The sequence below is a fragment of the Citromicrobium sp. JLT1363 genome (assembly GCF_000186705.1).
Taxonomy (GTDB): domain Bacteria; phylum Pseudomonadota; class Alphaproteobacteria; order Sphingomonadales; family Sphingomonadaceae; genus Alteriqipengyuania.
The window spans coordinates 1-21,519 of sequence record NZ_AEUE01000004.1 but is presented as its reverse complement, the minus strand read 5'-3'; the positions used below and the strand labels follow the sequence as shown (position 1 = coordinate 21,519).

The following is a 21,519-nucleotide window of genomic DNA, read 5'->3' as shown; positions in this document are numbered from 1 at the left end:
ATCGCTCCGACGGCCCTTTTTCTTTGTGCCCGGCCGAGTGGCCCCGTGTCAGTTCGCGGCCGGTTCCTGCTCGCTCGCGGTTGCCGTTTCGGAACTGGCGTTCGTATCGCCGTCTTCCTGCGCTGCCGCCTGGGCCGGAGCGGTAGAGGGGGTCGATACCGCAATCGGGCTCGGCCTTGCCGCCGCCTGCGCCTGCATCCGGCTCTTTTCCTTCACGTCCACGATCCGGTCGCGCTCGTAGGCGAGGACGCCGTCCACCGGGGGCAGGCGCGAGATCATGATCCCGTACCAGTTGTCCACCTTGCCGGCCGCCCGCAGGTCCGCGCGCACGACTTCGTAGTCCGCCAGTGCCGCAGGCACGCTGTAATCCACCGGACGCGCGGGATCGCGCTTGTCGGCAAGCTCGTCCCAGTTGACGTCGACCTGGCGCCCGGCCTCGTCATCGACCCAGCGCAGGGTCGTGAAATCGCCTAGATTGGTCACCACGCCCGCCTTCGCTTCGAACTTGACGCTGCCCATGCACATGCACGTGCCCATTGCCGAACCGTTGGGGTTCATGAAGATCGCCCCGTAATAGGTATATTCGCCCGGATCGACTTCCATCAGGTACGAGAAGGTCTTCTCGCCACTCTCGTCCTTGTCCTTGTCGAACACGTACATCGGGCCCCAGCCCACGGTCAGACGGCGTTCGACCGGCCCGATCGAGAAGGTTTCCCGGGTCACCTCGTCCGGCTTCTCCAGCTGGCGCGTTCCGGGGGGCATGCGGCCCTCGCTGAGGTCCTTCTGCTGCCTGAGATAGTCCTCCAGCTTGCGCTCGTACTTCTTGCGCGCGTCGGCGTATTCCTCTTCCCATTCCTCCTGGAACAGGGCGAGATCCTCTTCGGTCGGCGTCTTGTAGAACAGCCCGTTGGAGCGGGCAGGCCCACTTATGAAGATGTAGGCGCGCTCGGCGGAAATGCTCTGCTTGCCCTTTTCGAGGTTCTTCGCCTCGATGGCATCCTTCTCGACTTCCTGGGCAATCGCAGGCGCTGCACCCAGCAGAAGGGCCGAGACGGCGGCGGCGGTCATCATGCGTGCGATCATGGCTGAAGTGCCTCCTGCTCGGGCTTGGGGCCAGATGCGACGCGGGCCTGCATCATCAGCTTTTGTGCGCGGCTTTCCGCTTCCTCGCGGCTGTTGCCTTCTTCGAAGTTGAACTCCTGCCACAGGTCCTTTTCCAGCCCGTAGCGATCGTAACCCTTGTAATACATGCAGTTGCGCATGTTGATGCGGCGCTGCTTGCGGCGTTCGCCGGACCCGAAGATCGCATCGGCGAGCACCGATCCGATCGCCCCGCCGATCGCGCCGGCCATGCCGTATTGAAATATCTGCTGGTTGATCATCGACTGGGATGCGCCGCCATAGAAGGTCAGGCCGCTGGTCAGCGCGTCGCATTCGGTGATATCCAGGAAGGCGACATCGAAGGTGGTGTCGGGCCGGTGGAAGTAGAAATACTTCTCGAAATCGTCCTGCGCGACCTGGCTTGCATCGAATGCGAGCTCAGGCATCGGCACGGCTTCGATCTCGGCGGCGGAGAAATGGTGCACCGGTGGTGCGTTGGATTCGACATATTGCGCTTGCGCCGCGCTGGCCAATGGCAGCGCGAGCAAGGCGAAACACAGATGTTTCACGAAGAATGGCCCCTCAAGTTTTTGATCCCGCCGGTAAACTAAGCCGAATGGTCGCGTCGGAATAGCGAAATTCACGCACGGGTATTTCTACGCAGTGTCTTGCGATAGCGCTCCGACACACAGCCTTTCGACGCAGTATCCGGCCTTTTTCGATCTTCCCGTGAATCGCATTTCGTGGCTTAGGATGCGCCACGGGAGAACGGCGCGGCGCGCGCGGAGGACACGATGCAGATCAACCGAACGATGCTGGTTCTCGGCGCGATTATCGTGTTTCTGGTCGCAGCGGTGGCGTTCCTGCTCGGCCAGCGCAGTTCGAGCGACGGGGAGCCGGCCCCTGCGGCCGATGTGTCGTCCATCATCTCGTCCAGCGAAATCGACGATGCGGAAACGCCCGAGCCGATCTCCGTCACCGAGCAGCGGGCGCTGGCCGTCAGGATCGGGCGCGACGGGCCGCAAGAAAGCGCCTGCGAACGTATTGGCCGCGTGGCCAACCTGCCCGGCGGCGAAGACGATTTCCTGTCCGTACGCGATGCACCGACGAGCGATGCAAGCCAGATCGACCAGCTGGAGGACGATACGCCCTTCTATGTCTGCGATCGGCAGGGCGACTGGTTCGGCATCGTCTATCTGTCCGACGGGACGCTGGGTGATGCCGACGAATGCGGGCTGGCGGATCCGGTCGGCTCGCCCCGCGCCTATTCGGGTACATGCCCCACCGGCTGGGTCTATTCGCGCTATGTCGATGCCAGCGGCGCGCAGGATTCGGACGAACCCTACGTGGAAGACGATACCGGAGACGCCCCGCAAGCCCGCACGGTGCAGGTCAGCGCGACTGGGCCCTCGCAGGTGGTCGCATCCATGCGCATGTCGGTGAAGGCAGAGAACGAATACGACAAGCCCGTCGGCCAGCGGCCCGATGGCAACCGCGTGGCATGCCGCGAAACCGGCACGGGCGACGCGGCGTGGACCTGCACCGCAACCTATACTCTCACGAACTAGGGCGGATTGCCTGATAGGCCGCCGCGGCCACGGTGTTCGCCAGATTGAGCGAGCGGACCTTGTCGCTGCGCATCGGCAGGCACACCATGCGATCACGGTGCGCCTCGACGATCGGCTGCGGCAGGCCCTTCGTCTCCTTCCCGAAGACGAGGTAGGCATCGTCTGGATAAACGGGCTCGTAGAAGCTTCGCGGAGCATATTCCTCGAACAGGAACATCTGGTCGGCGCGCGGCGCCCGCTCGGCAAGGAAAGCCTCCCAGCTGGCGAACTCGGCCAGCCGGATGTGCTGCCAGTAATCGAGCCCGGATCGCTTCAGCCGGGTATCGGTGATGACGAAGCCGAGCGGGTGGATCAGCACCAGCTCCATGTCGAGCGCGACGCAGGTGCGCCCGACCGCGCCGGTATTGCCGGGGATTTCCGGGTGAACCAGGACAATGGAGGTCATCGGATAATCAGTCGCCCGCCGGTGCGACACCCAGCAGGACGGCATTGGGTGCGTCGGAATTGGCGAAGACGATATCGGGAAGACCGTCGCCATTCATGTCGCCCACCGCCACGCCGTAGGTATCCGCAGGATCGCCGGGCAGTTCCTCGGCTGCAAAGCGCCCATCGCCCGCGTTGCGCAGGACGAGGTTCGCGCCGTCGACACCGGCAACCAGATCGATATCGCCATCCCCATCGAGGTCCGCGGCCGCGATGGACTGGATTCCCGCTCTCCCCTCGCCGAACGGACGCGGCGATCCGAAGGAGCCGTCGGCCTTTTGCAGGTAGAGCTTGTGTGGCCCCTGTGTCGAGACGAGCACGATATCGGGCCGCCCATCGCCATCGAAATCGCCCGTCGCAGCTTTGCGATGATCGCCCCTGCTCCCCGCCAGCGGCCGCGGTTCGAACGCGCGGGCGCCCTGGTTCACGAACACCACGCTGGGGGCTCCGTCACGCCGGGCCATCACGAGGTCCGTATCCCCGTCCCCATCCAGATCGGCAGGTGCCAGGCCGGTCGAACCGAAACCTTCGTCCGGCAGGCCGACCGGCTGTGCGAAGGCGCCCCCGCCCAGCCCGTAATGGACCGGATCGACGCCCCTGCGCGCCGCGACGACGAGATCGAGAGCCCCGTCGCCGTCGAGGTCGATCAGACTGGCCGAGCGCGCGGGAATGGCACTGTCCGGCACGGCAGAGTGCAACACAAAACGGGCGTTTCCATCATTGAGATAGACGAGCGCGGGCAGCGTATCGCGCACCACAACGGCATCGAGATCGCCGTCCGCGTCCAGATCGCCCAGACGGATGGTGTAGCTGGTGGAGCGCACCTCGCCCAGCGGCACGGCTTCCAGCAGGCGGCCGTTCCCGGCGTTCAGAAACAGCCAGTCCTGCTGCGGCCAGTGCCGGCCATTGGCGGCGGCCACATCGAGGTCGCCGTCGCCGTCCAGATCGCCAAGCGACACATCCGCCGTCCGGCTGTCGGCCTCGTCGAACAGGAGGAAGGGATGATCGCGGAAAGCGGCTTCGGAATCCTGCGCACTCACCGGACCGGGCACGAACAAGGCACATGCTGCGCCCAGAGCGGGCCCTGTGATGCGAACGACAGTCCTCGGTATCATTGCCGTTCCATGGCCGATCTGCGCGGCTGGGGCCAGCACAGGCTGCTCAGGATGCCTCGGGGCCAGGGGATTGCGAGGCAGCCCCAATCGCCCCGGCGATGACCTCGATCCCCTCCAGGTTGAGGTGTACGCCATCGTCCGAATAGCGATCAAGCAAGGCGCCCTGGGGCGCGAGCGTGCCGCGAACGTCAAGATACCGCGCGCCATGGTCGCGATTCTCCGCAAGGAGTCGGTTCAGCTCCCGGATGGTCTGCGCCGCCTCTCCGCAATGCGTGGCCGCCGCGCCGCAGGGCAGCGGTGACAGTATGGTCACCCCCATGCCGGCACGCCGAAGCACCGCAGCCGTGCGCGCAATATCGCCGTGAATTTCCTGCGCCGACCGCCCTGCCACCGCATCGTTGATCCCGATCAGGATAAAGGCCTCGTCCGCGCCGGTTTCGATGATCGGTTCCAGCCTGCGCGGCAACCAGGCGGCGTAATCGCCAGCGATGGCGCGGTTGGCGACCTCCACCTGGGGCAGCAGGTCCCGCCATTCCACGCGCGCGAGGATCGAATCACCCACAATCACGAGGTCCGCTGGCTTTGCATGATGCGCGAACAGGGTCGCGCGTTCGACATTGGCCAGCGGTGGATCGCGTTCGTAAGCCGGTCGCTCGTCGATTGTCTCGCCCGATGCGGCCGCCCGGATGGCCGCGATCTGCGGATAGGGAAACATGTCGCGCGTGACTGCGAGATGCCCCCATACGTATCCGGTGACCAAAATCGCGCCAGCTCCCGCGAGCAGGCGCCAATTCCGAAATACCGGGGGCAACCTCACCCGAGCTTGTCCTTCAGCAGCTGGTTGACCACTGCGGGGTTGGCCTTGCCCTGCATCGCCTTCATGGTCTGACCGACGAAGAAGCCGAACAGCTTGTCCTTGCCGCCCTTGTACTGTTCCACCTTGTCCTGATTATTGGCCAGGATCTCGTCGATCGCGGCCTCGATCGCGCCGGTATCGCTGACCTGCTTGAGGCCTTCTGTATCGGCGATCTCTTCGGGGTCGCGGCCGGTCTTGAGGACGATCTCGTAGATTTCCTTGGCCTGTCCGCCCGAAATCTCGCCCTTGTCCTGCATGGCGAGGATGCTGGCCTGCGCGCCCGAGCTGGCGTGTGCCGGATCGGCCTCGTCACCGAGCGACTTGATCACGCCCGGCGCGACGGAAAGCGCCCAGTTGGCGACCTGCGTAGCCACCTGCTTCTCGGGCTTGCCGATGCGGGTGGCGGTCGCGGAGAGCAGCGTTTCGAAGCGGCCGAAGGTCTCGACCTCGGCGGTGAGTTCGCGCGCATTGTAGGGCGTGAGACCAAGCTCGTTCTCGTACCGCGCACGCTTGGCGTCGGGCAGTTCGGGCAGGCTTTCGCGGCATTCGCTCAGGAAGGCATCGTCCAGTTCGACCGGCAGCAGGTCGGGATCGGGGAAGTAGCGGTAATCGTGCGCGTCTTCCTTGCTGCGCATCGTGCGGGTGGTGCCGCTCGCGACGTCGAACAGGCGCGTTTCCTGGTCGACGGTGCCGCCATTTTCCAGCACATCGACCTGCCGGTTGGCTTCGTATTCGATGACCTGCATGACGAAGCGTACCGAGTTGACGTTCTTCGTCTCGGTCCGCGTGCCGAATTCCTCGCCCGGCTTGCGCACGGAGACGTTGACGTCCGCGCGCATCGAGCCTTCTTCCATGTTCCCGTCGCACGAGCCGACATAGCGCAGGATCGACCTGAGCTTGCGGACGTAAGCGCCTGCTTCGGCAGGAGAACGCATATCCGGCTTGCTGACGATTTCCATCAACGCGATGCCGACGCGGTTGAGATCGACGTAGCTCATCGTCGGGTGCTGATCGTGCATCAGCTTGCCCGCGTCCTGCTCCACATGGATGCGCTCGATCCCGATGATCTTGTCTTCGGGGATGCCCGCCTTCTCGTCCGCCTCGATCAGGAGCTGCCCCTCGCCCACGATGGGGTGGTAGAGCTGGCTGATCTGGTAGCCCTGCGGCAGGTCGGCGTAGAAGTAGTTCTTGCGGTCGAACCGGCTCCACGCGTTGATCTGCGCTTCGATCGCCATGCCGGTGCGCACCGCCTGCCGGATGCACTCGCGGTTGGGCACGGGCAGCATGCCCGGCATCGCGGCGTCGATCAGGCTGACCTGCGTATTGGGCTCCGCGCCGAACTCGGTCGACGCGCCGCTGAACAGCTTGGCGTTGGAGGTGACCTGCGCGTGGACTTCGAGGCCGATCACGACCTCCCATTCGCCGGTGGCGCCCTGGATGCGGTAGTTACTCATGCTCGTTCTCGAATGTAGAAATGATTACGGTGTCAATCTCGGTTGGTAGCTTATTGCGAATGAAAGCCAGCGCCTTTGAATTGTTTGATTCAATCGCTGCAAGTTCCGGCTTAGTGTCGAAGTCACTATGCCAAATCGCATCGAGACGTGCTTCGAAACCCGGCTCACGCCAAATACCACCCTCAATGATCGAAACTGCGATGTCTTTCTGTGTACACTGATCGATCGTAACTGCTGCCGCATCCTTCGTCAGCTTCATCCAAACCGATCCGCGCTTCAGGAAAAACACCCCCGCATCGTCGAAACGCCGCGTTCTTTCCGCAAGGTCGCTCACCACCACCGCTCCGGCTTCGCGTCGAACCCGGACCGCTGCTCGATCGCCAGCCCGGCGTTGAGCACACCCTGCTCGTCGAAAGCCTTGCCGATAATCTGCAGGCCGAGCGGCAGGCCGTCGCCGTTGAGCATTGCGGGCACGCTCATCGCGGGCAAGCCTGCGAGCGAGGCGGGCACGGCGAACACGTCGTTGAGGTACATCGCCAGCGGATCGCCGTCGAAACCGCCCAGCGGGAAGGCCGCGTTGGGGGTGGTCGGCGCGAGGATGAGGTCGCACTCGCCCCATGCTTTCTCAAAGTCCTGCGCCACCAGCGTGCGGATCTTCTGCGCCTGCGTGTAATAGGCGTCGTAGAAGCCCGCGCTGAGCACATAGGTGCCGATCAGGATGCGGCGCTTGACCTCGTCGCCGAAGCCCGCCGCGCGGGTCGCGGCGTACATGTCCTGCAGGCCCGCCCCCTCGGGCAGATCGCGCAGGCCGTAGCGCACGCCGTCATAGCGCGCGAGGTTGGAGGAGGCTTCTGCCGGGGCGATGATGTAATAGGCGGGCAGCGCGTATTTGGTGTGCGGCAGCGAGATGTCGACGATCTCCGCGCCCGCATCGCGCAGCCATTCCTTGCCGCGCTCCCAGCTGTCGAGGATCGCCTGATCAGTCCCCTCCATGCGGTATTCGCGCGGAATGCCGACCTTCTTGCCGGTGAGATCGGCGTTCAGGCCCTTCTCCCACTCGGGCACGGGCATATCGAGCGAGGTCGAATCCTTCGGATCGAACCCGGCCATCGCTTCGAGCATGATCGCGCAATCGGTGACGTCGCGCGCCATCGGCCCCGCCTGGTCGAGGCTGGACGCAAAGGCGACCACGCCCCAGCGCGAGCAGCGTCCGTAGGTCGGCTTGATGCCGGTAATGCCGGTCACGGCGGCAGGCTGGCGGATCGAGCCGCCGGTGTCGGTGCCGGTGGCCGCAGGCGCCAGCCGCGCGGCGACTGCGGTGGACGAGCCACCCGAAGACCCGCCCGGGATCAGCGCGGCATTGCTGCCGTCTTTCTTCCACGGCGAGAGGACATTGCCGAAATAGCTCGTCTCGTTCGACGAGCCCATCGCGAACTGGTCCATGTTGAGCTTGCCCAGCATCCCCGCGCCCGCCTTCCACAGGTTGGCCGACACGGTGCTTTCGTACTGCGGGACGAAGCCTTCGAGGATGTGGCTGGCAGCCGTGGTCTGCACGCCGTCGGTGCAGAACAGGTCCTTCATGCCGATCGGCACGCCGCCCATTGTGCCCAGATCCTCGCCCTTGGCGCGCTTCGCGTCGATCGCATCGGCGGCTTCGAGTGCCTTTTCAGGCGTGGCAACGATGAAGGCGTTCAGGTCTTTCGCGGCGGCGACATTGGCGTTGAAGGCTTCGGCCACTTCGCGCGCGGTGAAATCGCCAGCGGCGACCCCGTCACGAATGGCCTTTACGCCGAGATTGGTAAGATCGGACACTTAAAACTCCGCTCGTGCTGAGCTTGTCGAAGCACCGCATTTTCTGTCGACGCGGCACAAGAAGGAAGAACGACCCTTCGAGAGGCTCAGGATGAGCGATGAAGGGAGGTGGGGCGCAGGCGTCACTCGATAACCTTCGGCACGCCGAAGAACCCGTGCTCGGCAGCGGGAGCATTGGCGAGGATATCCTCGCGCCGCCCGCCAGCGGTCAGCGGGTCGGCGTCGACCACGTCGTCGCGCAGGCGCATGGCCTGCGGAATCACGGCGGTCATCGGCTCGACGGCAGAGGTATCGACCTCGCCCAGCTGCTCGACCCAGTTGAGAATATTGTTGAGTTCGGGGACCATCGAATCGAGCGCCGCGTCATCCATCTGGATGCGCGCGAGGCTGGCAATCTTGGCCACTTCTTCGCGGGTGACTGACATGCAACGGCGTTAGCCGCGCCGCAGCGCACCATCAAGCGGGCAGATTAGTCGAAAGGTTCGCCCACAGGCTTGCCATCGACATAGAGCTGGCGGCCTTCGAACGGGCGGAGTTCGATTGTCGGTTCTTCGCCAGGCTCGTCACCGAGCCCCGGATTGAGCCGCTCGCTTTGCGGCACCACGCGCCCCTGCATGACGTAATACTGCTCTATCTCGCCCTCCGCGTTCTCTCCATAATACTGGATGGTGTTGCCATCGGAGATCACGACCAGCGGGCCACCCTTGTCCACCTGCCCTGCCACCAGGGCGGCGCAGTTGCGGTCCGGCTCGCACAACGGGCTGTTGGCGGTCAGATATTCCTCGATCCTTTTCCGGAACGGCGCATCGCCGCCCTGCCAGTCTAGAGCGATATCTGCAGGCGCCTCGTCCTCGGCGGACATGCGATAGGGGCGCGTTTCCTGCAATCGGGCGAGCCGCGCACCCTTGCTGATCGCATCGCTATCCGACGTTTCCAGCTTGGCCAGAGCCTCGCGCCCCGGCTCGCCGAAGTCCCAGCGAAGCGCGGTGAAGTCGAACTCCTCAACCGAAATCGCACCGCTCTCCAGCCGCGCGAGCTGGTCCCGGGTCGAGATCGCTCCGAAATTGAGAAGCGGCAGCGCGAGAAACAGCGCAAAGACCGCCGTCGCCAGGCCGAGTCGCAGGTTGGAAGCGCGCAACCTCTCGCGCCACGAACCGCGCGCACCCAGCACCGCATCGACGAAATAGGCGAGCCCGAAGGCGACCGCGACGATGATCGAACACAGCGCCCACAGCCGCTCGGGCGAGAGGCCGTGCTGGTCGATCCGCAAGCCGGTGCTGATCGCGGCGAACACCGTCAGCGGCAGGATGCCGAGCGCCAGCGCGTAGCCCGACCATTTGAGCACCGGCCCACCCACCATGTCCGCATCCCGGTCGCGCAGCACGGCATTGGCGAGCACGTAGGCGCCGATCGCGATGGAGAGCAGCACCGGGGTTGCACTGTCGGTCGCGTTCCACAGCACGCTCGGCCCGGAGACGACGACCGCGCCCAGAAACACCGCAATTGCAACCGCCAGCGGCAGTGCGAGGATGGAGAGCACCAGCAGCACCACCGATTGCAGCGTGCCGATGACCTTCAGCTGGTTGCGCAGCGTGCCCAGCCCCGCCCCCAGCGTGAGGCCGATGAACACCGCCGCGAACCAGTCTTTCCGCAGAAGGTCCTCCAGCGGAATGCCCACGAGATCGAGCAGCGCCGAAACCAGCCAGATCAGCAGCCAGGCCAGCCCCATGAAGGCAAAGGCGCCGGCGCCGGTGATCGCGTCGGTCCAGACGAAGTAGTGAATGTCCTTGTAGTCGGTCTGCAGCCGGCGATGCAGGAAATCGGCCTGGAAGAGCGGTACCGCCAGCAGGCAGGCGAAAACGCCCGCCGCGACCGCGTAACCGCCGTCGGCCACGTCATTGCCTGCACCCACCGCGCGCCAGGTCAGCCCACCGACGACCAGCCCGGTGACGATGGAGAAGATCGCGGGCGCGACATATCGCCCGCGCTCCGCCGTGAAGACGAAGGCGCCGCTCGCAAAAGCCATGAAGGCGGCAGCCGCGATTCGCGGCCCGCTGTCGTTCGCATTGTCGGTGAGGAAATGGATCGCCAGACCCGCCAGCGCGAGCAGCGCGGCGAACATCCATGGGCGCAGCGGCCAATCGGCTTCGACGCGCTCTCGCGCCGGGTGCTGCTCCGGGGAGCCGTTATCCTCGATCTGCGCGTCGTTCATGGTCGCCTCCCCCAAAGAGTGAGGCGACTATAGGGCGTTTACTGCGGAGGGGCAGCCCCTTCGGGCTCGCCCATGGGTGCTTCGCCACCCGGCGCACCCATCATCGCGCCCTGCTGCTGCATCATCTGCGTGATGGTCTGTATGCGGCGGTCGAAATCGGCACGGGTCATGAAGTCGACGAGTTCGACCTCGAAGGTCAGGTCCGCATTGGGCGGGATCGGGCTGCCGGGCGGAACATCGGCACCATAGGCTTCCTCGGACGGTATCCGCAGTTCGTACCGGCCACCCGCCTGCATCTGCTTCAATCCATCCGCGAAGCCCGGCACCACTCCGTCGATCGGCAGCGGATTTCCTTCCGGGAAGATTCCTTCGACCGGGATGGGAAGCGGCTGCGATTCGTCGAATACGGTGCCATCGTCCAGGCGGCCGACATATTTGACGAAAGCGACATCCGTGTCGCCCGGCGTGGGCCCGGTGCCTTCCTCCAGCACGGTCAGGCCATAGCCCTGCGGGGCGAGGCTCCAGGCAAGCAGCACGGCCAGAGCGATGGCGACAATCACGCCGATCCACAGCTTGGTGAGCGAGCCCTTCGCAATGGGGCGGAGGGGAACGCGCGTGATTTCCGTCATCGATTGGGTCCTGAAAGGCTCTGGAGAAGAAGTTTCGTGTCGGCCTGATACGCCAAACGGCTCGCGCCCATCTGGCGCAAGCCGTTCGTCAGTTCAAGACTGGGGTTGAGCGGGCGCGTCGATAGCCCCCACCCGATCGCGTTCTAGCGGCCGTCGCGCTCTGCGCGCTTGCGCTCAAGCTTGCGGGCGCGGCGAACGGCGGCAGCCTTTTCACGGGCGCGCTTCTCGCTCGGCTTTTCGTAGTGGCGGCGCAGCTTCATCTCGCGATAGACGCCTTCACGCTGCAGCTTCTTCTTGAGGGCCCGCAGCGCCTGGTCAACATTATTATCGCGCACGATGATTTGCATACTGAGTAAACGCCTTTCAGTTCATGACCTTGCGATTCGCGAAAAACCTCTCGCAAAATCGTCGGAATTGTAACGTGGAAGAGGCCGGCAACGCCCCGAAAAACGGGAAGCGGCCAGCTCCATTGCGCGCTTTATACGGAAAACGAGCCCGGCGCGCAAGGGGAAGACGCCAGCGCATGCGGCCCGCGTCCGGCAGAAACGCGCTTCGCCGCTTGGCGCGGCACGCCAGCCACTATAGGTAGGCACGCGAAAATGACCAGTCTTTCCCCCATCAACGCATCGCTGTGCGTCGCATTCGGCGGCGGAATCGGCGCGCTGCTGCGCTATCAGCTCGGCCGCGCCGTGACAGCGTGGCTCCCGATCCAGCCGGTCGGCGGCTTTCCGTGGCCGACCTTCGCCGCCAACAGCCTGGGCGGGCTTGCCATGGGCGTGCTCGTGGGCTGCCTTGCGCGGGGGATGGCAGGCGATTTCGAAGAGCCGGTGCGGCTGATGCTGGGCGTCGGCCTGCTGGGCGGCTTCACCACCTTTTCGTCCTTCAGTGTCGAGACTTGGTTGCTGATCGAGGACGGCCAGGCAGGTATCGCACTGCTCTACGTGCTCGCGTCGGTTGCCGTGTCGATCGGCGCGCTGGTGTGCGGCCTCAGCCTGACGCGGATGTTCTGAACCATGGCCGATAACAATCCCACACCCGACCAGACCCCCACCCGGGCCCCCGAACGCGGCGAAGTGCGCCAGTACACTGTGGGCGCGGATGACGACGACATCCGGCTGGACCGCTGGTTCAAGCGCCACCTGCCGCAGGTTGGCTTCGCCACGGTGGCGCGCTGGGCGCGCACCGGGCAGATCCGGGTCGACGGCGCGCGGGCCAAGCCGGACGACCGGCTGAAGACCGGGCAGACGCTGCGCATCCCCCCGGGCAACCCGGCCAAGACCAAGGCCCCTCCCCGCCGCCGCGAGCTGACGGCGGACGAGCGCGCGCAGGCCCACGCGATGGTCATCAAGGAAACCAAGACCGCGATTGCGCTGAACAAGCCGCCCGGTCTCGCCACGCAGGGCGGCAGCAAGACCTACAGCCATGTCGACGGGCTGCTCGATGCGTTCGTCGAAGGCGACGAGCCACGCCCGCGCCTTGTTCACCGGCTGGACAAGGATACTTCGGGCGTCCTGCTGATCGCGCGCACGCCGGGCAGCGCGGCGGCCTTTTCCAAGCGTTTCTCAGGCCGCAGCGCCAAGAAGGTCTACTGGGCGCTGGTGGTCGGCGTGCCCGAACAGCACGTGGGCGAGATCGACGCCCCGCTCGCCAAGCAGCCCGGCACGGGCGGCGAGAAGATGCACGTCGACATGGAGGGCGGGCAGCCCGCCAAGACGCGCTACCGCGTGGTGGAGCGCGCGGGCAACAAGGCCGCCTGGCTGGAGCTTGAGCCGCTGACGGGCCGCACGCACCAGCTGCGCGTTCACCTCGCGGCGATCGGCCATCCCATTCTGGGCGACGGCAAATATGGCGGGCAGGATGCCTTCCTGACCGGCAGCGTCAGCCGCAAGATGCACCTGCACGCGCGCCGCCTCATCATCAGCCAGCCGGGCGGCGGGCAACTGGATGTGACGGCCGACCTGCCCGAACATTTCGCATCGACGATGGAGCACATGGGCTTCGACCTCTCGCTGAGCGATGCCGAGCCGCTGCGCGACGATCCCGGGCCCAAGTCCAAGGCGGAAAAGAAGCAGGACGCGAAGCAGCACGCCAAGCAGTATCGCAAGGCGCGCCGGGGGGAACGGCGTTCGCGCACCGTTTCCAAGCCTGCCGCCAAGAAGAAGGCGCGCGCGAAGGGCAAGCCGAAAGGAAAGCCGGGAGGCAAGCGCTGATGCACCCCAACCCGCTCTTTCGCAGCGAAGACCGGGAAGTGTTCGAGGCGCTGATCGACCAGATCGGCTTCGGCATGGTGTTCCTGACCACGCCCGATGGCCCGCGCGTGGCGCATACCCCGCTGATGTCGACCGGCGACGGCGCGGTGCAGTTCCACCTTGCGCGCGGCAATGCGCTGGCCCGCCATCTCGACGGCGCCACCGCGCTGGTGACGGTCAACGGCCCCGATGCCTACGTCTCGCCGCGCTGGTACGACAACCGCGATACGGTGCCTACGTGGGATTACGTCGCGCTGGAAATGGAAGGCCGCGTGCGGCGCATGGCGCCAGAGGGGCTCGAAGCGTTTCTCCATGCGATCATCGAAAAGCACGAGACGCGCATGGGCGGCGAGCCGTGGCAGGCCACGGAATCGAGCGAAACGACCTGGAGCAAGCTGTTCCGGGGGATCGTTGGTTTCGAGATGGAGGTGCAGGCGTGGCGCCCCACCTTCAAGCTGTCGCAGAAGAAGAGCGACGCGGAACGCGCCCGCATTGCCGATGGCCAGACGGCTGCAGGCCGACCCGCCATCGCAGCGATGATGGGGATGCCCGGGGTATGAGCGTGAAGCTGGCAGTGTTCGATTGCGACGGCACGCTGGTCGACGGGCAGGCGGCGGTGTGCGATTCGATGGAGGCCGCCTTTGCGCAAGGCGGTCTGCCCGCGCCCGACCGGAATGCGGTTCGCCGGATCGTGGGGCTGAGCCTGCCGCAGGCGGTGATGAAGCTGGCCCCCGATGCCACGCGCGATCAATCCGTCGCGGTGGTCGATGCGTACAAGGCGCATTTCCGCGCCACGCGCGAGAGCGGCGCGCTGCGCGAACCGCTCTACCCCGATATTCGCGAGATGCTGCTTTCCCTGCGCGATGCAGGCTGGGCGCTCGCCGTGGCGACGGGCAAGTCCGACCGGGGGCTGCGCGCGACCATCGAGACGCATGGGCTGGAGGGTGTGTTCGACAGCCTGCAGGCGGCGGACCGCCACCCTTCCAAACCGCATCCTGCGATGCTGGAAGCGGCGCTGGACGAGTGCCTCGCCACCCCCGTCGACGCGGTGATGATCGGCGATACCAGCTTCGATATCGAAATGGCCAAGGCCGCAGGCGTGAAGCCGATCGGCGTCGCTTGGGGCTACCACGAACCGGCAGAGCTGTTGCGTGCAGGGGCTGCGGCTGTCGCAGAGAAACCCGCGGACCTGAGGGAGATGCTCCTTGAAGGATGATGATCGCTCGCAAGCCGAAGTTACCATCGCCGCCCGGCGTTACTGGACGCTCCAGTTCATCCGGCTCGGCGGGATCTTCGTCACCTTCCTCGGCGCAATGATGGTCGTGGGGCGCACGGGCGACGATGGCTGGATCGGCCCGGTGCTGTTCGTCACCGGCCCGCTGCTGTTCTTCGTGGTGCCGATCATGCTGGCCAAACGCTGGAAGAGTGAGCGCCGGTGAAGCGGTTCTGGACGGAAGCGACGCTGCGGGAAGCAGACGGCGGCTGGCAGGTCTGGCTGGACGAGCGCGCCGTGAAGACGCGCTGCGGATCGCCCCAGGTGGTGCCCACGCAGGCGCTGGGCGAAGTGCTGCGCGCGGAATGGGCAGATGCGCCGGACGAGGTGCAGCCCGATCACTTCCCGATGCGCGACCTTGCCGACCGGGCGCTGGACACGCTCTCGAAAGAGCGGGAGAGCGTCGTTTCCCGCCTGCTCGGCTTCGCCGACGGCGACACGCTCTGCTATCGCGCGGAGCCCGATGAAGCGGTCGCGCGTCGTCAGGCGAAGATGTGGGAGCCGATCGTGACGGGGATCGAGGAAGACCTCGGCATTACGCTCAACCGCACGCATTCGATCACGCATCGTCCTCAGCCCGAAGCCAGCCATGCGGCGATCCGCACGCGGCTGGAAGCAGAGAATGCCTTCGTACTGGCGGGACTGGACGCGGCCGCATCGCTCGCGGCATCGCTGTGCGCGGCGCTGGCGGGGCTGAAGGACGATGCCGACGCGCAGGCATTATGGGCCGCGGCCAATCTGGAAGAGGATTTCCAGGCCGAACAATGGGGCACGGACGAAGAGGCGCTTGCCCGGCGCAACGCCCGCGAAGCCGAATTCACCCGCGCGCTGGCTTTCGCCCGCGCTGCGCGTTCAGCCGTTTAGGACGCGCCGCCGATCCATTCGGCCACATCCAGCGCAACCGCGTTGGCGGCGGTGTTGAGAGCATTGCCCACCGGGCTCGCCTCTGCCGGAACGCCCGATATGCGGGACGTGAAGCGCCGCGTTTCCAGCCGGCCGTTGCTTTCCCGGATCGCGTCGTAGGTGACGATAGCCGAGCCGCTGCTGGCGTCATAGCCGAAGTCGCGCAGGGTTCCGCGCAGGATCACGCCGGTTCCGGCGCGGCTTTCCACATCGTCCAGCACCAGCCGCCCGGTCCGCTCGCGGATGGTGGTCACCAGCAGGTTCTGGAACAGCTTGGCAGGCCGATCGACCCACACCGCATCCTTCAGATAGGCGATGGTCGACGCATCGACCTGCACCGGCACGCGCGTCACCGCGAGGCTGCCCGGCGTTTCGGGCCGCATTACGGTAAGCGCCGCGGTCGCGTTGCCGCTGGGTCCGGTGCCGGTTTCGATCTGCGCATCCGGCGTCAGCGTGAGCAAGGCGGGCGGCGGATCTTCGCCGAAGCTGATGCAGCCGGCCAGCAGCAGCGCGGCGGCCCCTGCAAACGGCAGGCGGAGGATCGTGGGGCGGAAAAGGGACATCGCGCTTAGTCCTCGGGTTCGTAATCGGGCAGCTTGGGAGAGGACAGCAGATCGGTCGCGCCCTTGTCCTCAAGCCGCTGGGTCAGATCGCGCAGCGATCGGCTGGTCGCCTGCAGGTCTTCCAGCGTGGCGTTGGCCGAAGGCAGCGTGCGATCGTTGAGCGTGCGCACCGCAGGCTGCGCCTGCTCCAGCGTCTGATTGAGCGTTTCGGCCGTCTCGTTCGCGGTCTTCAGCGTATTGCGCAGTTCATCCGCGAGCGATTCGCCCTCGCGGTTGAGCAGATCATTGGTCGAATTGGTCGCCTGTTCGAAAGCGTCCAGCGCCTCGCTCGCCTCGCGCAGGGTGATCTGCATTTCGGCAAGCGCGCCCTCGAGCTGCGGCGATGCATCGGCAACCTCGGCGGTGATCGCGTTGGTGTTGCGCAGGATTCCGCTCAGTTGCTCCTGGTTCTCCGGCGACATGACCTGGCTCAGCCGGTCGGTCAGGACGGAAATGCGTTCCAGCAGACGCGGTGCGTCGGCGATGATCGCGCCGAAACCACCCTGCTTGGGCTGGATCGCCGGCACCCCCTCCAGCGGACAGGGCGTGTTCTCGCACGACATCGTGGGCAATGCGCCTTCGAGATTGCGGGCGAGCCTGCTGCAATCCACCCGGCCTTCGATGCTGGTGGGGCCATCGCCGACCGGCTGGTTGTCCATCCCGCGCGGGCCTTCCAGCAGGATGGTCGAAACGCCGGTGAAGGAACTGAGCATGGTCGCGGTGGAGCAGACCGGCACGGGCACATCGTCCTTCACCGCGATGCGCACGCGCACTTTCTGGATGTCGGCATCCCAGATCGAAATGTCGCGCACTTCGCCTGCGGGCACGCCGTTGAACGTCACCTGCGATCCGTTGGACAGCCCTTCGACCGACTGTTCGAAGAACACATCGTACTCGGTACGGTCGTTTTCGCCCAGTCGCGCAATCCAGACAATGAACAGCGCCAGCGCGACGAGGATCGCCAGCGTGACCGCCCCCACCCAGACATGATTGGCTCTCGTTTCCATATGTTACGCCCTATGCCTCGCCCTCGTCGGACTTGTCCAACGCTTTGACCGTCTGCGCGGCGATCGGCAGGTCCATGTGTTTGCGCAATTCGTCGAGCGCCTGCGCGGTCAGCGCGGCGCGACCGCGCGGCCCGTTGAAATATTCCTGTATCCAGGGATGGTCGAGCTTCATCAGGTTGGGCACGGTATCGACCGCGATCACCTTGTTGTCCGCCAGCACCGCCACCCGGTCGCAGATCTCGTGCAGCGTATCGAGATCGTGGGTGATGAGGAACACGGTCAGGCCCAAAGTCTGCTTGAGGCTCTTGGTCAGCTGGTCGAACGCGGAGGCCCCGATGGGGTCGAGGCCGGCGGTGGGCTCGTCCAGAAACAGCAGTTCCGGGTCCAGCGCCAGCGCACGGGCGAGCCCGGCGCGCTTCTTCATCCCGCCCGAAAGCTCGGACGGATACTTGATCGTCGCCTCTTCCGGCAGACCGGACATGACGACCTTGTAACGCGCGATTTCCTGCGTCAGTTCGGGGTCCAGATCGGGGTAGAACTGCTTGATCGGCACTTCCACGTTCTCGCCCACGGTCAGGGTAGAGAACAGCGCCCCGCCCTGGAACAATACGCCCCAGCGGTTGCGCACGCCCAGCGCCTCGTCCGGCTCCGCGTCGGTCATCGACTGGCCGAACACCTCGATCTCGCCCTCGTTGGGCTGCTGCAGGCCGATGATCGATCGCATCAGGACCGACTTGCCCGTACCCGAGCCGCCGACCACGCCCAGGATTTCCCCGCGTTTCAGATCCAGATCGAGATCGTCGTGGATGGTCTGGTCGCCGAAGCGGTTGACGAGGCCACGCACACGCACCGGATATTCGCCGCGAAAACGCTCGTGGTGGGCGGGCTTGTTCCCGCCGAAGATTTCGTCGACCAGGTTGTTCATGCCCACCCCACATTGGTGAAGAAGACCGCGAAGAAGGCGTCCAGCACGATCACGGTGAAGATCGCCTGGACCACCGCCCTGGTCGTGCGCTTGCCGACCTCTTCGGAGTTACCGCGCACCTGCATGCCCTGGTAGCAGCCGGAGAGTGCGATGATCAGGCCGAAAACGGGCGCTTTGATCATGCCCACCCACACATCGTAGGTCGGCACCACTTCCTGGATGCGCATCAGGAAGGTCCAGAACGGGATGCCCAGCATGACGTCCGAAATCACGGCGCCGCCGATCACCGCCATGACCGAGGCATAGAAGCCCAGCAGCACCATCATGAAGACGCAGGCGAGGATGCGCGGGATGACCAGCGCCTCTATCGGCGAGATGCCGATGGTGCGCATCGCGTCGATTTCCTCGGTCAGCTTCATCGTGCCGATCTGCGCGGCGAAGGCGGAGCCGGAGCGGCCCGCGACCATGATCGCAGTCATCAGCACGCCCAGTTCGCGCAGGGTGATGCGCCCGACGAGGTTCACCGTCAGCGCCTCGGCCCCGAAATACTCCAGCTGCGCGGCGCCCTGCTGCGCGATGACGATCCCGATCAGGAAGCTCATCAGCCCGATGATCGGCAGGGCGTTGATCCCGACCGATTCGAACTGGGCCACCAGCGCGCGGTAACGGAACCGGCGCGGATGGCGTGCCAGCGCGCCGAACCCCGAAATGATCTGGCCGAGGAAGCCGAGAATATCCGTCACGCCGCGCCCGGCTTCGAACACCTTGTCGCCCATCGTTCCGGTTGCCCGCTCGAAGAGGGGCGGACGCGGTGCGGCCAGCGGCGTGCTGTTCTCACTCTCGCCCACGGCCGCGATCAGCCGCTGCGCGCGTTCGCTGGCATTGACGATCTCGGCCGAATGGTCGCGCGCCAGGCTGCACGCAAACCATGCGCCCACCGTGTCGATCTCCGTCACGTCGGACAGGTCCACCTCGGCGATCTGCGCGTCGAGCTTGCGCAGACCCTTATCGACCTCGCCCACGGTGGACAGCAGGTAAGGGCCTGAAAGCCGCAGGACCGCGCTGCCCTGCTCGCCCTGATCAAGCGTGTATTGCGCCTCGGTCGCCATCTCGCGCTGCTATGCGGGCAAAGTGCGGCTATCACAAGCCATTGGGTGACAAGCGGCGTTTGCGCTGCTTATGGGATTCGCCATGACGAACACGCTTTCGACCACCTTCGACCCCGCGCAAATCGAGGCGCGCTGGTATTCCCACTGGGAAGAGAACGGCTGTTTCCGGCCCGAGCGGCCCGATGCCGAGCCCTTCACCATCGTGAACCCGCCGCCCAACGTGACGGGATCGCTGCATATCGGCCACGCGCTGGACAACACGCTGCAGGACATCATCGTCCGTTACGAACGGCTGCGCGGCAAGGATGCGCTGTGGGTCGTGGGCATGGACCACGCCGGAATCGCCACGCAGATGGTGGTCGAGCGCCAGCTGGAAGCGAAGCAGGACAAGCGCACCAACTACAGCCGCGAGGAATTCATCGAGAAGGTCTGGGAATGGAAGGCCGAAAGCGGCGGCGCGATCACGCGCCAGCTGCGCCGGCTGGGCTGTTCGATGGACTGGAGCCGCGAACAGTTCACCATGGACGATCATTTCGTCCGCGCCGTCACCAAGACCTTCGTGGACATGTACAATGCCGGGCTGATCTACCGCGACAAGCGGCTGGTGAACTGGGATCCGAAACTGAAGACCGCGATTTCCGATCTGGAAGTCGAGCAGCAGACGATCCCGGGCGGCTTCTGGCACTTCAAGTATCCGCTGGAAGACGGCGTGACGCTGGATAGCGGTGCCGATTACATCGAGGTTGCGACCACCCGGCCCGAAACCATGCTCGCCGATATGGCGGTGGCGGTCCATCCGACGGACGAGCGCTACAGGTCCGTGATCGGCAAGCACGTGATCCTGCCGATCACCGGTCGCCGCATCCCCATCGTGGCGGACGAGCATGCCGATCCCGAGCTGGGATCGGGCGCGGTGAAGATCACGCCGGGGCACGATTTCAACGACTTCGAAGTGGGCAAACGCGCGGGGATTGCGCCCGCAGACATGCTCAACATGCTCGATGCCGAAGCGAACGTGTGCCAGACGGCGGACGGTCTGGTGCCCGAGGAGTTTCTCGGCCTGCACCGCTTCCGCCGCGACGAGCTGAACGGCGCGCGCGAAGCCGTGGTCGCGCGGATGAAAGCGGACGGCCTGCTGATCCCGCATGTGGCGAAGACCAAGAAGGGCGAAGAGATCGAGCATGACGCCGAACCGCGCCAGATCGCCACGCCCTTCGGCGATCGCGGCGGGGTGGTGATCGAACCGTGGCTGACCGACCAGTGGTATGTCGACGCCGAAAAGCTGGCGCAGAAGCCCATCGAGGCGGTGCGCTCCGGCGAGGTCGAGATCGTCCCCAAAACCTGGGAGAAGACCTTCTTCAACTGGATGGAGAACATCCAGCCGTGGTGCGTCTCTCGCCAGCTATGGTGGGGCCACCGCATTCCGGCCTGGTACGGGCCGGAAGGCCGCGTGATCGTGGCCGAGGATGCCGAGGCTGCACAAAGCCTGGCCGGGCCGGGCGTCGCTCTGGTGCAGGACGAGGACGTGCTCGACACGTGGTTCTCCTCCGCACTGTGGCCCTTCGCCACGCTCGGCTGGCCGGAAAAGACCGACCTGCTCGAAAAGCACTACCCCAACAACCTGCTGATCTCTGGCTTCGACATCCTGTTCTTCTGGGATGCCCGCATGCTGATGGCGGGCTATTTCAACACTGGCAGCAAGCCGTGGAAGAAGCTGTACCTGCACGGGCTGGTGCGGGCCGAGGACGGCTCGAAGATGAGCAAGTCCAAGGGCAACGTGGTCGATCCGCTGACGCTGGTGGACAAGTATGGCGCCGATGCGCTGCGCTTCTTCATGGCGGCAATGGAAAGCCAGGGCCGCGACATCAAGATGGATAAAAGCCGCGTCGAGGGATACCGCAACTTCGCCACCAAGCTGTGGAACGCGGTGCGCTTCTGCCAGACCAACGGCATCGGCGCATCGCAAAGCATCGCCGCACCGCCCGCGCGCCTCGCGGTCAATTCGTGGATCATCGGCGAGGTGATCGAAACGAAGGCGGAAATTGAGAAGGCGCTGGCGGACCTGCGCTTCGACGCCGCCGCGAGCGCGATCTACCACTTCGTGTGGGACCGCTTCTGCGACTGGTATCTCGAACTGATCAAGCCGGTCTTCGCTGAAAAGCCCTCTCCCCTTGAGGGGAGAGGGTTGGGAGAGGGGAATGGCGAAGCATCGCCTGGCCGC

General features: G+C 65.2%; 24 protein-coding genes. 8 read left to right on the top strand and 16 right to left on the bottom strand.

What is annotated here, in order from left to right:
• Nucleotides 1-48: 48 nt before the first annotated feature.
• Together ADAD_RS0106975 and ADAD_RS15690 are read right to left on the bottom strand one after the other, a co-directional pair.
• Entirely contained in the window at nucleotides 49-1,083 is a 1,035-nt protein-coding gene (locus ADAD_RS0106975) for a hypothetical protein (RefSeq protein ID WP_010411649.1), read from the bottom strand.
• Nucleotides 1,080-1,670 (bottom strand): hypothetical protein, encoded by a 591-nt coding sequence (locus ADAD_RS15690; RefSeq protein WP_139020382.1) that lies wholly within the window; start codon nucleotides 1,668-1,670, stop codon nucleotides 1,080-1,082. Before ADAD_RS15690 ends, ADAD_RS0106975 begins: the two co-directional genes overlap by 4 nt.
• A gap of 225 nt (nucleotides 1,671-1,895) precedes the next feature.
• On the opposite strand from ADAD_RS15690, the gene ADAD_RS0106965 reads away from it, so the two are divergent.
• Nucleotides 1,896-2,669, top strand: a complete 774-nt coding sequence (locus tag ADAD_RS0106965; protein WP_010411644.1) for a hypothetical protein — start codon at nucleotides 1,896-1,898, stop codon at nucleotides 2,667-2,669.
• Here ADAD_RS0106965 and ADAD_RS0106960 read toward each other — a convergent pair.
• From ADAD_RS0106960 to rpsU, 10 genes are all read right to left on the bottom strand, one after another.
• Nucleotides 2,659-3,114 carry a tRNA (cytidine(34)-2'-O)-methyltransferase gene (locus tag ADAD_RS0106960; RefSeq protein ID WP_010411640.1) on the bottom strand — a complete coding sequence of 152 codons (456 nt, stop codon included), beginning with the start codon at nucleotides 3,112-3,114 and terminating at the stop codon, nucleotides 2,659-2,661. The two genes, ADAD_RS0106965 and ADAD_RS0106960, sit on opposite strands and share 11 nt — an antisense overlap.
• Nucleotides 3,115-3,121: 7 nt before the next feature.
• Nucleotides 3,122-4,192, bottom strand: a complete 1,071-nt coding sequence (locus tag ADAD_RS0106955; protein ID WP_158005186.1) for an FG-GAP repeat domain-containing protein — start codon at nucleotides 4,190-4,192, stop codon at nucleotides 3,122-3,124.
• Between the two features lie 121 nt (nucleotides 4,193-4,313).
• Nucleotides 4,314-5,027: a GDSL-type esterase/lipase family protein gene (locus tag ADAD_RS0106950; RefSeq protein WP_033193255.1), complete on the bottom strand. Its 714-nt coding sequence runs from the start codon at nucleotides 5,025-5,027 to the stop codon at nucleotides 4,314-4,316.
• A gap of 53 nt (nucleotides 5,028-5,080) precedes the next feature.
• Nucleotides 5,081-6,577, bottom strand: coding sequence for an Asp-tRNA(Asn)/Glu-tRNA(Gln) amidotransferase subunit GatB (gene gatB / locus ADAD_RS0106945; protein ID WP_010411631.1), 1,497 nt, complete (start codon nucleotides 6,575-6,577; stop codon nucleotides 5,081-5,083).
• Nucleotides 6,570-6,911: a colicin immunity protein gene (locus ADAD_RS15685; RefSeq protein ID WP_139020381.1), complete on the bottom strand. Its 342-nt coding sequence runs from the start codon at nucleotides 6,909-6,911 to the stop codon at nucleotides 6,570-6,572. The genes gatB and ADAD_RS15685 overlap by 8 nt, the downstream gene beginning before the upstream one ends.
• Complete coding sequence (gatA, locus tag ADAD_RS0106935) at nucleotides 6,908-8,389, bottom strand: Asp-tRNA(Asn)/Glu-tRNA(Gln) amidotransferase subunit GatA (RefSeq protein WP_010411625.1); 1,482 nt, start codon at nucleotides 8,387-8,389, stop codon at nucleotides 6,908-6,910. The genes ADAD_RS15685 and gatA overlap by 4 nt, the downstream gene beginning before the upstream one ends.
• 122 nt (nucleotides 8,390-8,511) lie before the next feature.
• Complete coding sequence (gene gatC / locus ADAD_RS0106930) at nucleotides 8,512-8,814, bottom strand: Asp-tRNA(Asn)/Glu-tRNA(Gln) amidotransferase subunit GatC (protein ID WP_010411622.1); 303 nt, start codon at nucleotides 8,812-8,814, stop codon at nucleotides 8,512-8,514.
• A gap of 44 nt (nucleotides 8,815-8,858) precedes the next feature.
• Nucleotides 8,859-10,601: a DUF4153 domain-containing protein gene (locus tag ADAD_RS0106925; protein ID WP_010411620.1), complete on the bottom strand. Its 1,743-nt coding sequence runs from the start codon at nucleotides 10,599-10,601 to the stop codon at nucleotides 8,859-8,861.
• Nucleotides 10,602-10,639: 38 nt separating this feature from the next.
• Nucleotides 10,640-11,230, bottom strand: coding sequence for an FKBP-type peptidyl-prolyl cis-trans isomerase (locus tag ADAD_RS0106920; protein WP_010411617.1), 591 nt, complete (start codon nucleotides 11,228-11,230; stop codon nucleotides 10,640-10,642).
• 143 nt (nucleotides 11,231-11,373) lie between these two features.
• A complete protein-coding gene (gene rpsU / locus ADAD_RS0106915) occupies nucleotides 11,374-11,577 on the bottom strand; it encodes a 30S ribosomal protein S21 (protein WP_010239009.1) in 204 nt (67 codons plus the stop codon).
• 252 nt (nucleotides 11,578-11,829) lie between these two features.
• Here rpsU and crcB point away from each other — a divergent pair, with 252 nt between their 5' ends.
• The 6 genes from crcB to ADAD_RS0106885 are packed head-to-tail and all read left to right on the top strand — an operon-like array spanning nucleotide 11,830 to nucleotide 15,616.
• Complete coding sequence (gene crcB, locus ADAD_RS0106910; RefSeq protein WP_010411614.1) at nucleotides 11,830-12,240, top strand: fluoride efflux transporter CrcB; 411 nt, start codon at nucleotides 11,830-11,832, stop codon at nucleotides 12,238-12,240.
• Between the two features lie 3 nt (nucleotides 12,241-12,243).
• Nucleotides 12,244-13,440: an RluA family pseudouridine synthase gene (locus ADAD_RS0106905; protein ID WP_010411611.1), complete on the top strand. Its 1,197-nt coding sequence runs from the start codon at nucleotides 12,244-12,246 to the stop codon at nucleotides 13,438-13,440.
• Nucleotides 13,440-14,039 carry an FMN-binding negative transcriptional regulator gene (locus tag ADAD_RS0106900; protein WP_010411609.1) on the top strand — a complete coding sequence of 200 codons (600 nt, stop codon included), beginning with the start codon at nucleotides 13,440-13,442 and terminating at the stop codon, nucleotides 14,037-14,039. Before ADAD_RS0106905 ends, ADAD_RS0106900 begins: the two co-directional genes overlap by 1 nt.
• Nucleotides 14,036-14,695 (top strand): HAD-IA family hydrolase, encoded by a 660-nt coding sequence (locus ADAD_RS0106895; RefSeq protein ID WP_010411606.1) that lies wholly within the window; start codon nucleotides 14,036-14,038, stop codon nucleotides 14,693-14,695. The genes ADAD_RS0106900 and ADAD_RS0106895 overlap by 4 nt, the downstream gene beginning before the upstream one ends.
• Complete coding sequence (locus tag ADAD_RS0106890) at nucleotides 14,685-14,918, top strand: hypothetical protein (RefSeq protein ID WP_010411603.1); 234 nt, start codon at nucleotides 14,685-14,687, stop codon at nucleotides 14,916-14,918. Before ADAD_RS0106895 ends, ADAD_RS0106890 begins: the two co-directional genes overlap by 11 nt.
• A complete protein-coding gene (locus ADAD_RS0106885) occupies nucleotides 14,915-15,616 on the top strand; it encodes an ATP12 family protein (RefSeq protein ID WP_010411598.1) in 702 nt (233 codons plus the stop codon). The genes ADAD_RS0106890 and ADAD_RS0106885 overlap by 4 nt, the downstream gene beginning before the upstream one ends.
• Here ADAD_RS0106885 and ADAD_RS0106880 read toward each other — a convergent pair.
• From ADAD_RS0106880 to ADAD_RS0106865, 4 genes are read right to left on the bottom strand one after another with little or no spacing between them, the layout of a single operon-like run.
• Nucleotides 15,613-16,218 (bottom strand): ABC-type transport auxiliary lipoprotein family protein, encoded by a 606-nt coding sequence (locus ADAD_RS0106880; RefSeq protein WP_010411595.1) that lies wholly within the window; start codon nucleotides 16,216-16,218, stop codon nucleotides 15,613-15,615. The two genes, ADAD_RS0106885 and ADAD_RS0106880, sit on opposite strands and share 4 nt — an antisense overlap.
• 5 nt (nucleotides 16,219-16,223) lie before the next feature.
• Nucleotides 16,224-17,264 (bottom strand): MlaD family protein, encoded by a 1,041-nt coding sequence (locus ADAD_RS0106875; RefSeq protein WP_010411592.1) that lies wholly within the window; start codon nucleotides 17,262-17,264, stop codon nucleotides 16,224-16,226.
• Between the two features lie 10 nt (nucleotides 17,265-17,274).
• A complete protein-coding gene (locus ADAD_RS15680) occupies nucleotides 17,275-18,189 on the bottom strand; it encodes an ABC transporter ATP-binding protein (RefSeq protein ID WP_010411589.1) in 915 nt (304 codons plus the stop codon).
• On the bottom strand, nucleotides 18,186-19,298 hold the full coding sequence (locus tag ADAD_RS0106865) for an ABC transporter permease (protein WP_010411586.1): 1,113 nt from the start codon (nucleotides 19,296-19,298) through the stop codon (nucleotides 18,186-18,188). Before ADAD_RS0106865 ends, ADAD_RS15680 begins: the two co-directional genes overlap by 4 nt.
• 82 nt (nucleotides 19,299-19,380) lie before the next feature.
• Between ADAD_RS0106865 and ADAD_RS0106860 the strand changes: the two genes are divergently transcribed.
• The coding region (locus ADAD_RS0106860) for a valine--tRNA ligase (RefSeq protein ID WP_029139965.1) at nucleotides 19,381-21,519 on the top strand (2,139 nt) is incomplete at its 3' end.

What these genes read in the sequence shown, in the direction of transcription:
- ADAD_RS0106975 (WP_010411649.1), bottom strand. Translation starts at nt 1,083, where the DNA reads ATGATCGCACGCATGATGACCGCCGCCGCCGTCTCGGCCCTTCTGCTG.
- ADAD_RS0106965 (WP_010411644.1), top strand. Translation starts at nt 1,896, where the DNA reads ATGCAGATCAACCGAACGATGCTGGTTCTCGGCGCGATTATCGTGTTT.
- ADAD_RS0106960 (WP_010411640.1), bottom strand. Translation starts at nt 3,114, where the DNA reads ATGACCTCCATTGTCCTGGTTCACCCGGAAATCCCCGGCAATACCGGC.
- gatB (WP_010411631.1), bottom strand. Translation starts at nt 6,577, where the DNA reads ATGAGTAACTACCGCATCCAGGGCGCCACCGGCGAATGGGAGGTCGTG.
- gatC (WP_010411622.1), bottom strand. Translation starts at nt 8,814, where the DNA reads ATGTCAGTCACCCGCGAAGAAGTGGCCAAGATTGCCAGCCTCGCGCGC.
- ADAD_RS0106925 (WP_010411620.1), bottom strand. Translation starts at nt 10,601, where the DNA reads ATGAACGACGCGCAGATCGAGGATAACGGCTCCCCGGAGCAGCACCCG.
- ADAD_RS0106920 (WP_010411617.1), bottom strand. Translation starts at nt 11,230, where the DNA reads ATGACGGAAATCACGCGCGTTCCCCTCCGCCCCATTGCGAAGGGCTCG.
- rpsU (WP_010239009.1), bottom strand. Translation starts at nt 11,577, where the DNA reads ATGCAAATCATCGTGCGCGATAATAATGTTGACCAGGCGCTGCGGGCC.
- crcB (WP_010411614.1), top strand. Translation starts at nt 11,830, where the DNA reads ATGACCAGTCTTTCCCCCATCAACGCATCGCTGTGCGTCGCATTCGGC.
- ADAD_RS0106905 (WP_010411611.1), top strand. Translation starts at nt 12,244, where the DNA reads ATGGCCGATAACAATCCCACACCCGACCAGACCCCCACCCGGGCCCCC.
- ADAD_RS0106900 (WP_010411609.1), top strand. Translation starts at nt 13,440, where the DNA reads ATGCACCCCAACCCGCTCTTTCGCAGCGAAGACCGGGAAGTGTTCGAG.
- ADAD_RS0106895 (WP_010411606.1), top strand. Translation starts at nt 14,036, where the DNA reads ATGAGCGTGAAGCTGGCAGTGTTCGATTGCGACGGCACGCTGGTCGAC.
- ADAD_RS0106880 (WP_010411595.1), bottom strand. Translation starts at nt 16,218, where the DNA reads ATGTCCCTTTTCCGCCCCACGATCCTCCGCCTGCCGTTTGCAGGGGCC.
- ADAD_RS0106875 (WP_010411592.1), bottom strand. Translation starts at nt 17,264, where the DNA reads ATGGAAACGAGAGCCAATCATGTCTGGGTGGGGGCGGTCACGCTGGCG.
- ADAD_RS15680 (WP_010411589.1), bottom strand. Translation starts at nt 18,189, where the DNA reads ATGAACAACCTGGTCGACGAAATCTTCGGCGGGAACAAGCCCGCCCAC.
- ADAD_RS0106865 (WP_010411586.1), bottom strand. Translation starts at nt 19,298, where the DNA reads ATGGCGACCGAGGCGCAATACACGCTTGATCAGGGCGAGCAGGGCAGC.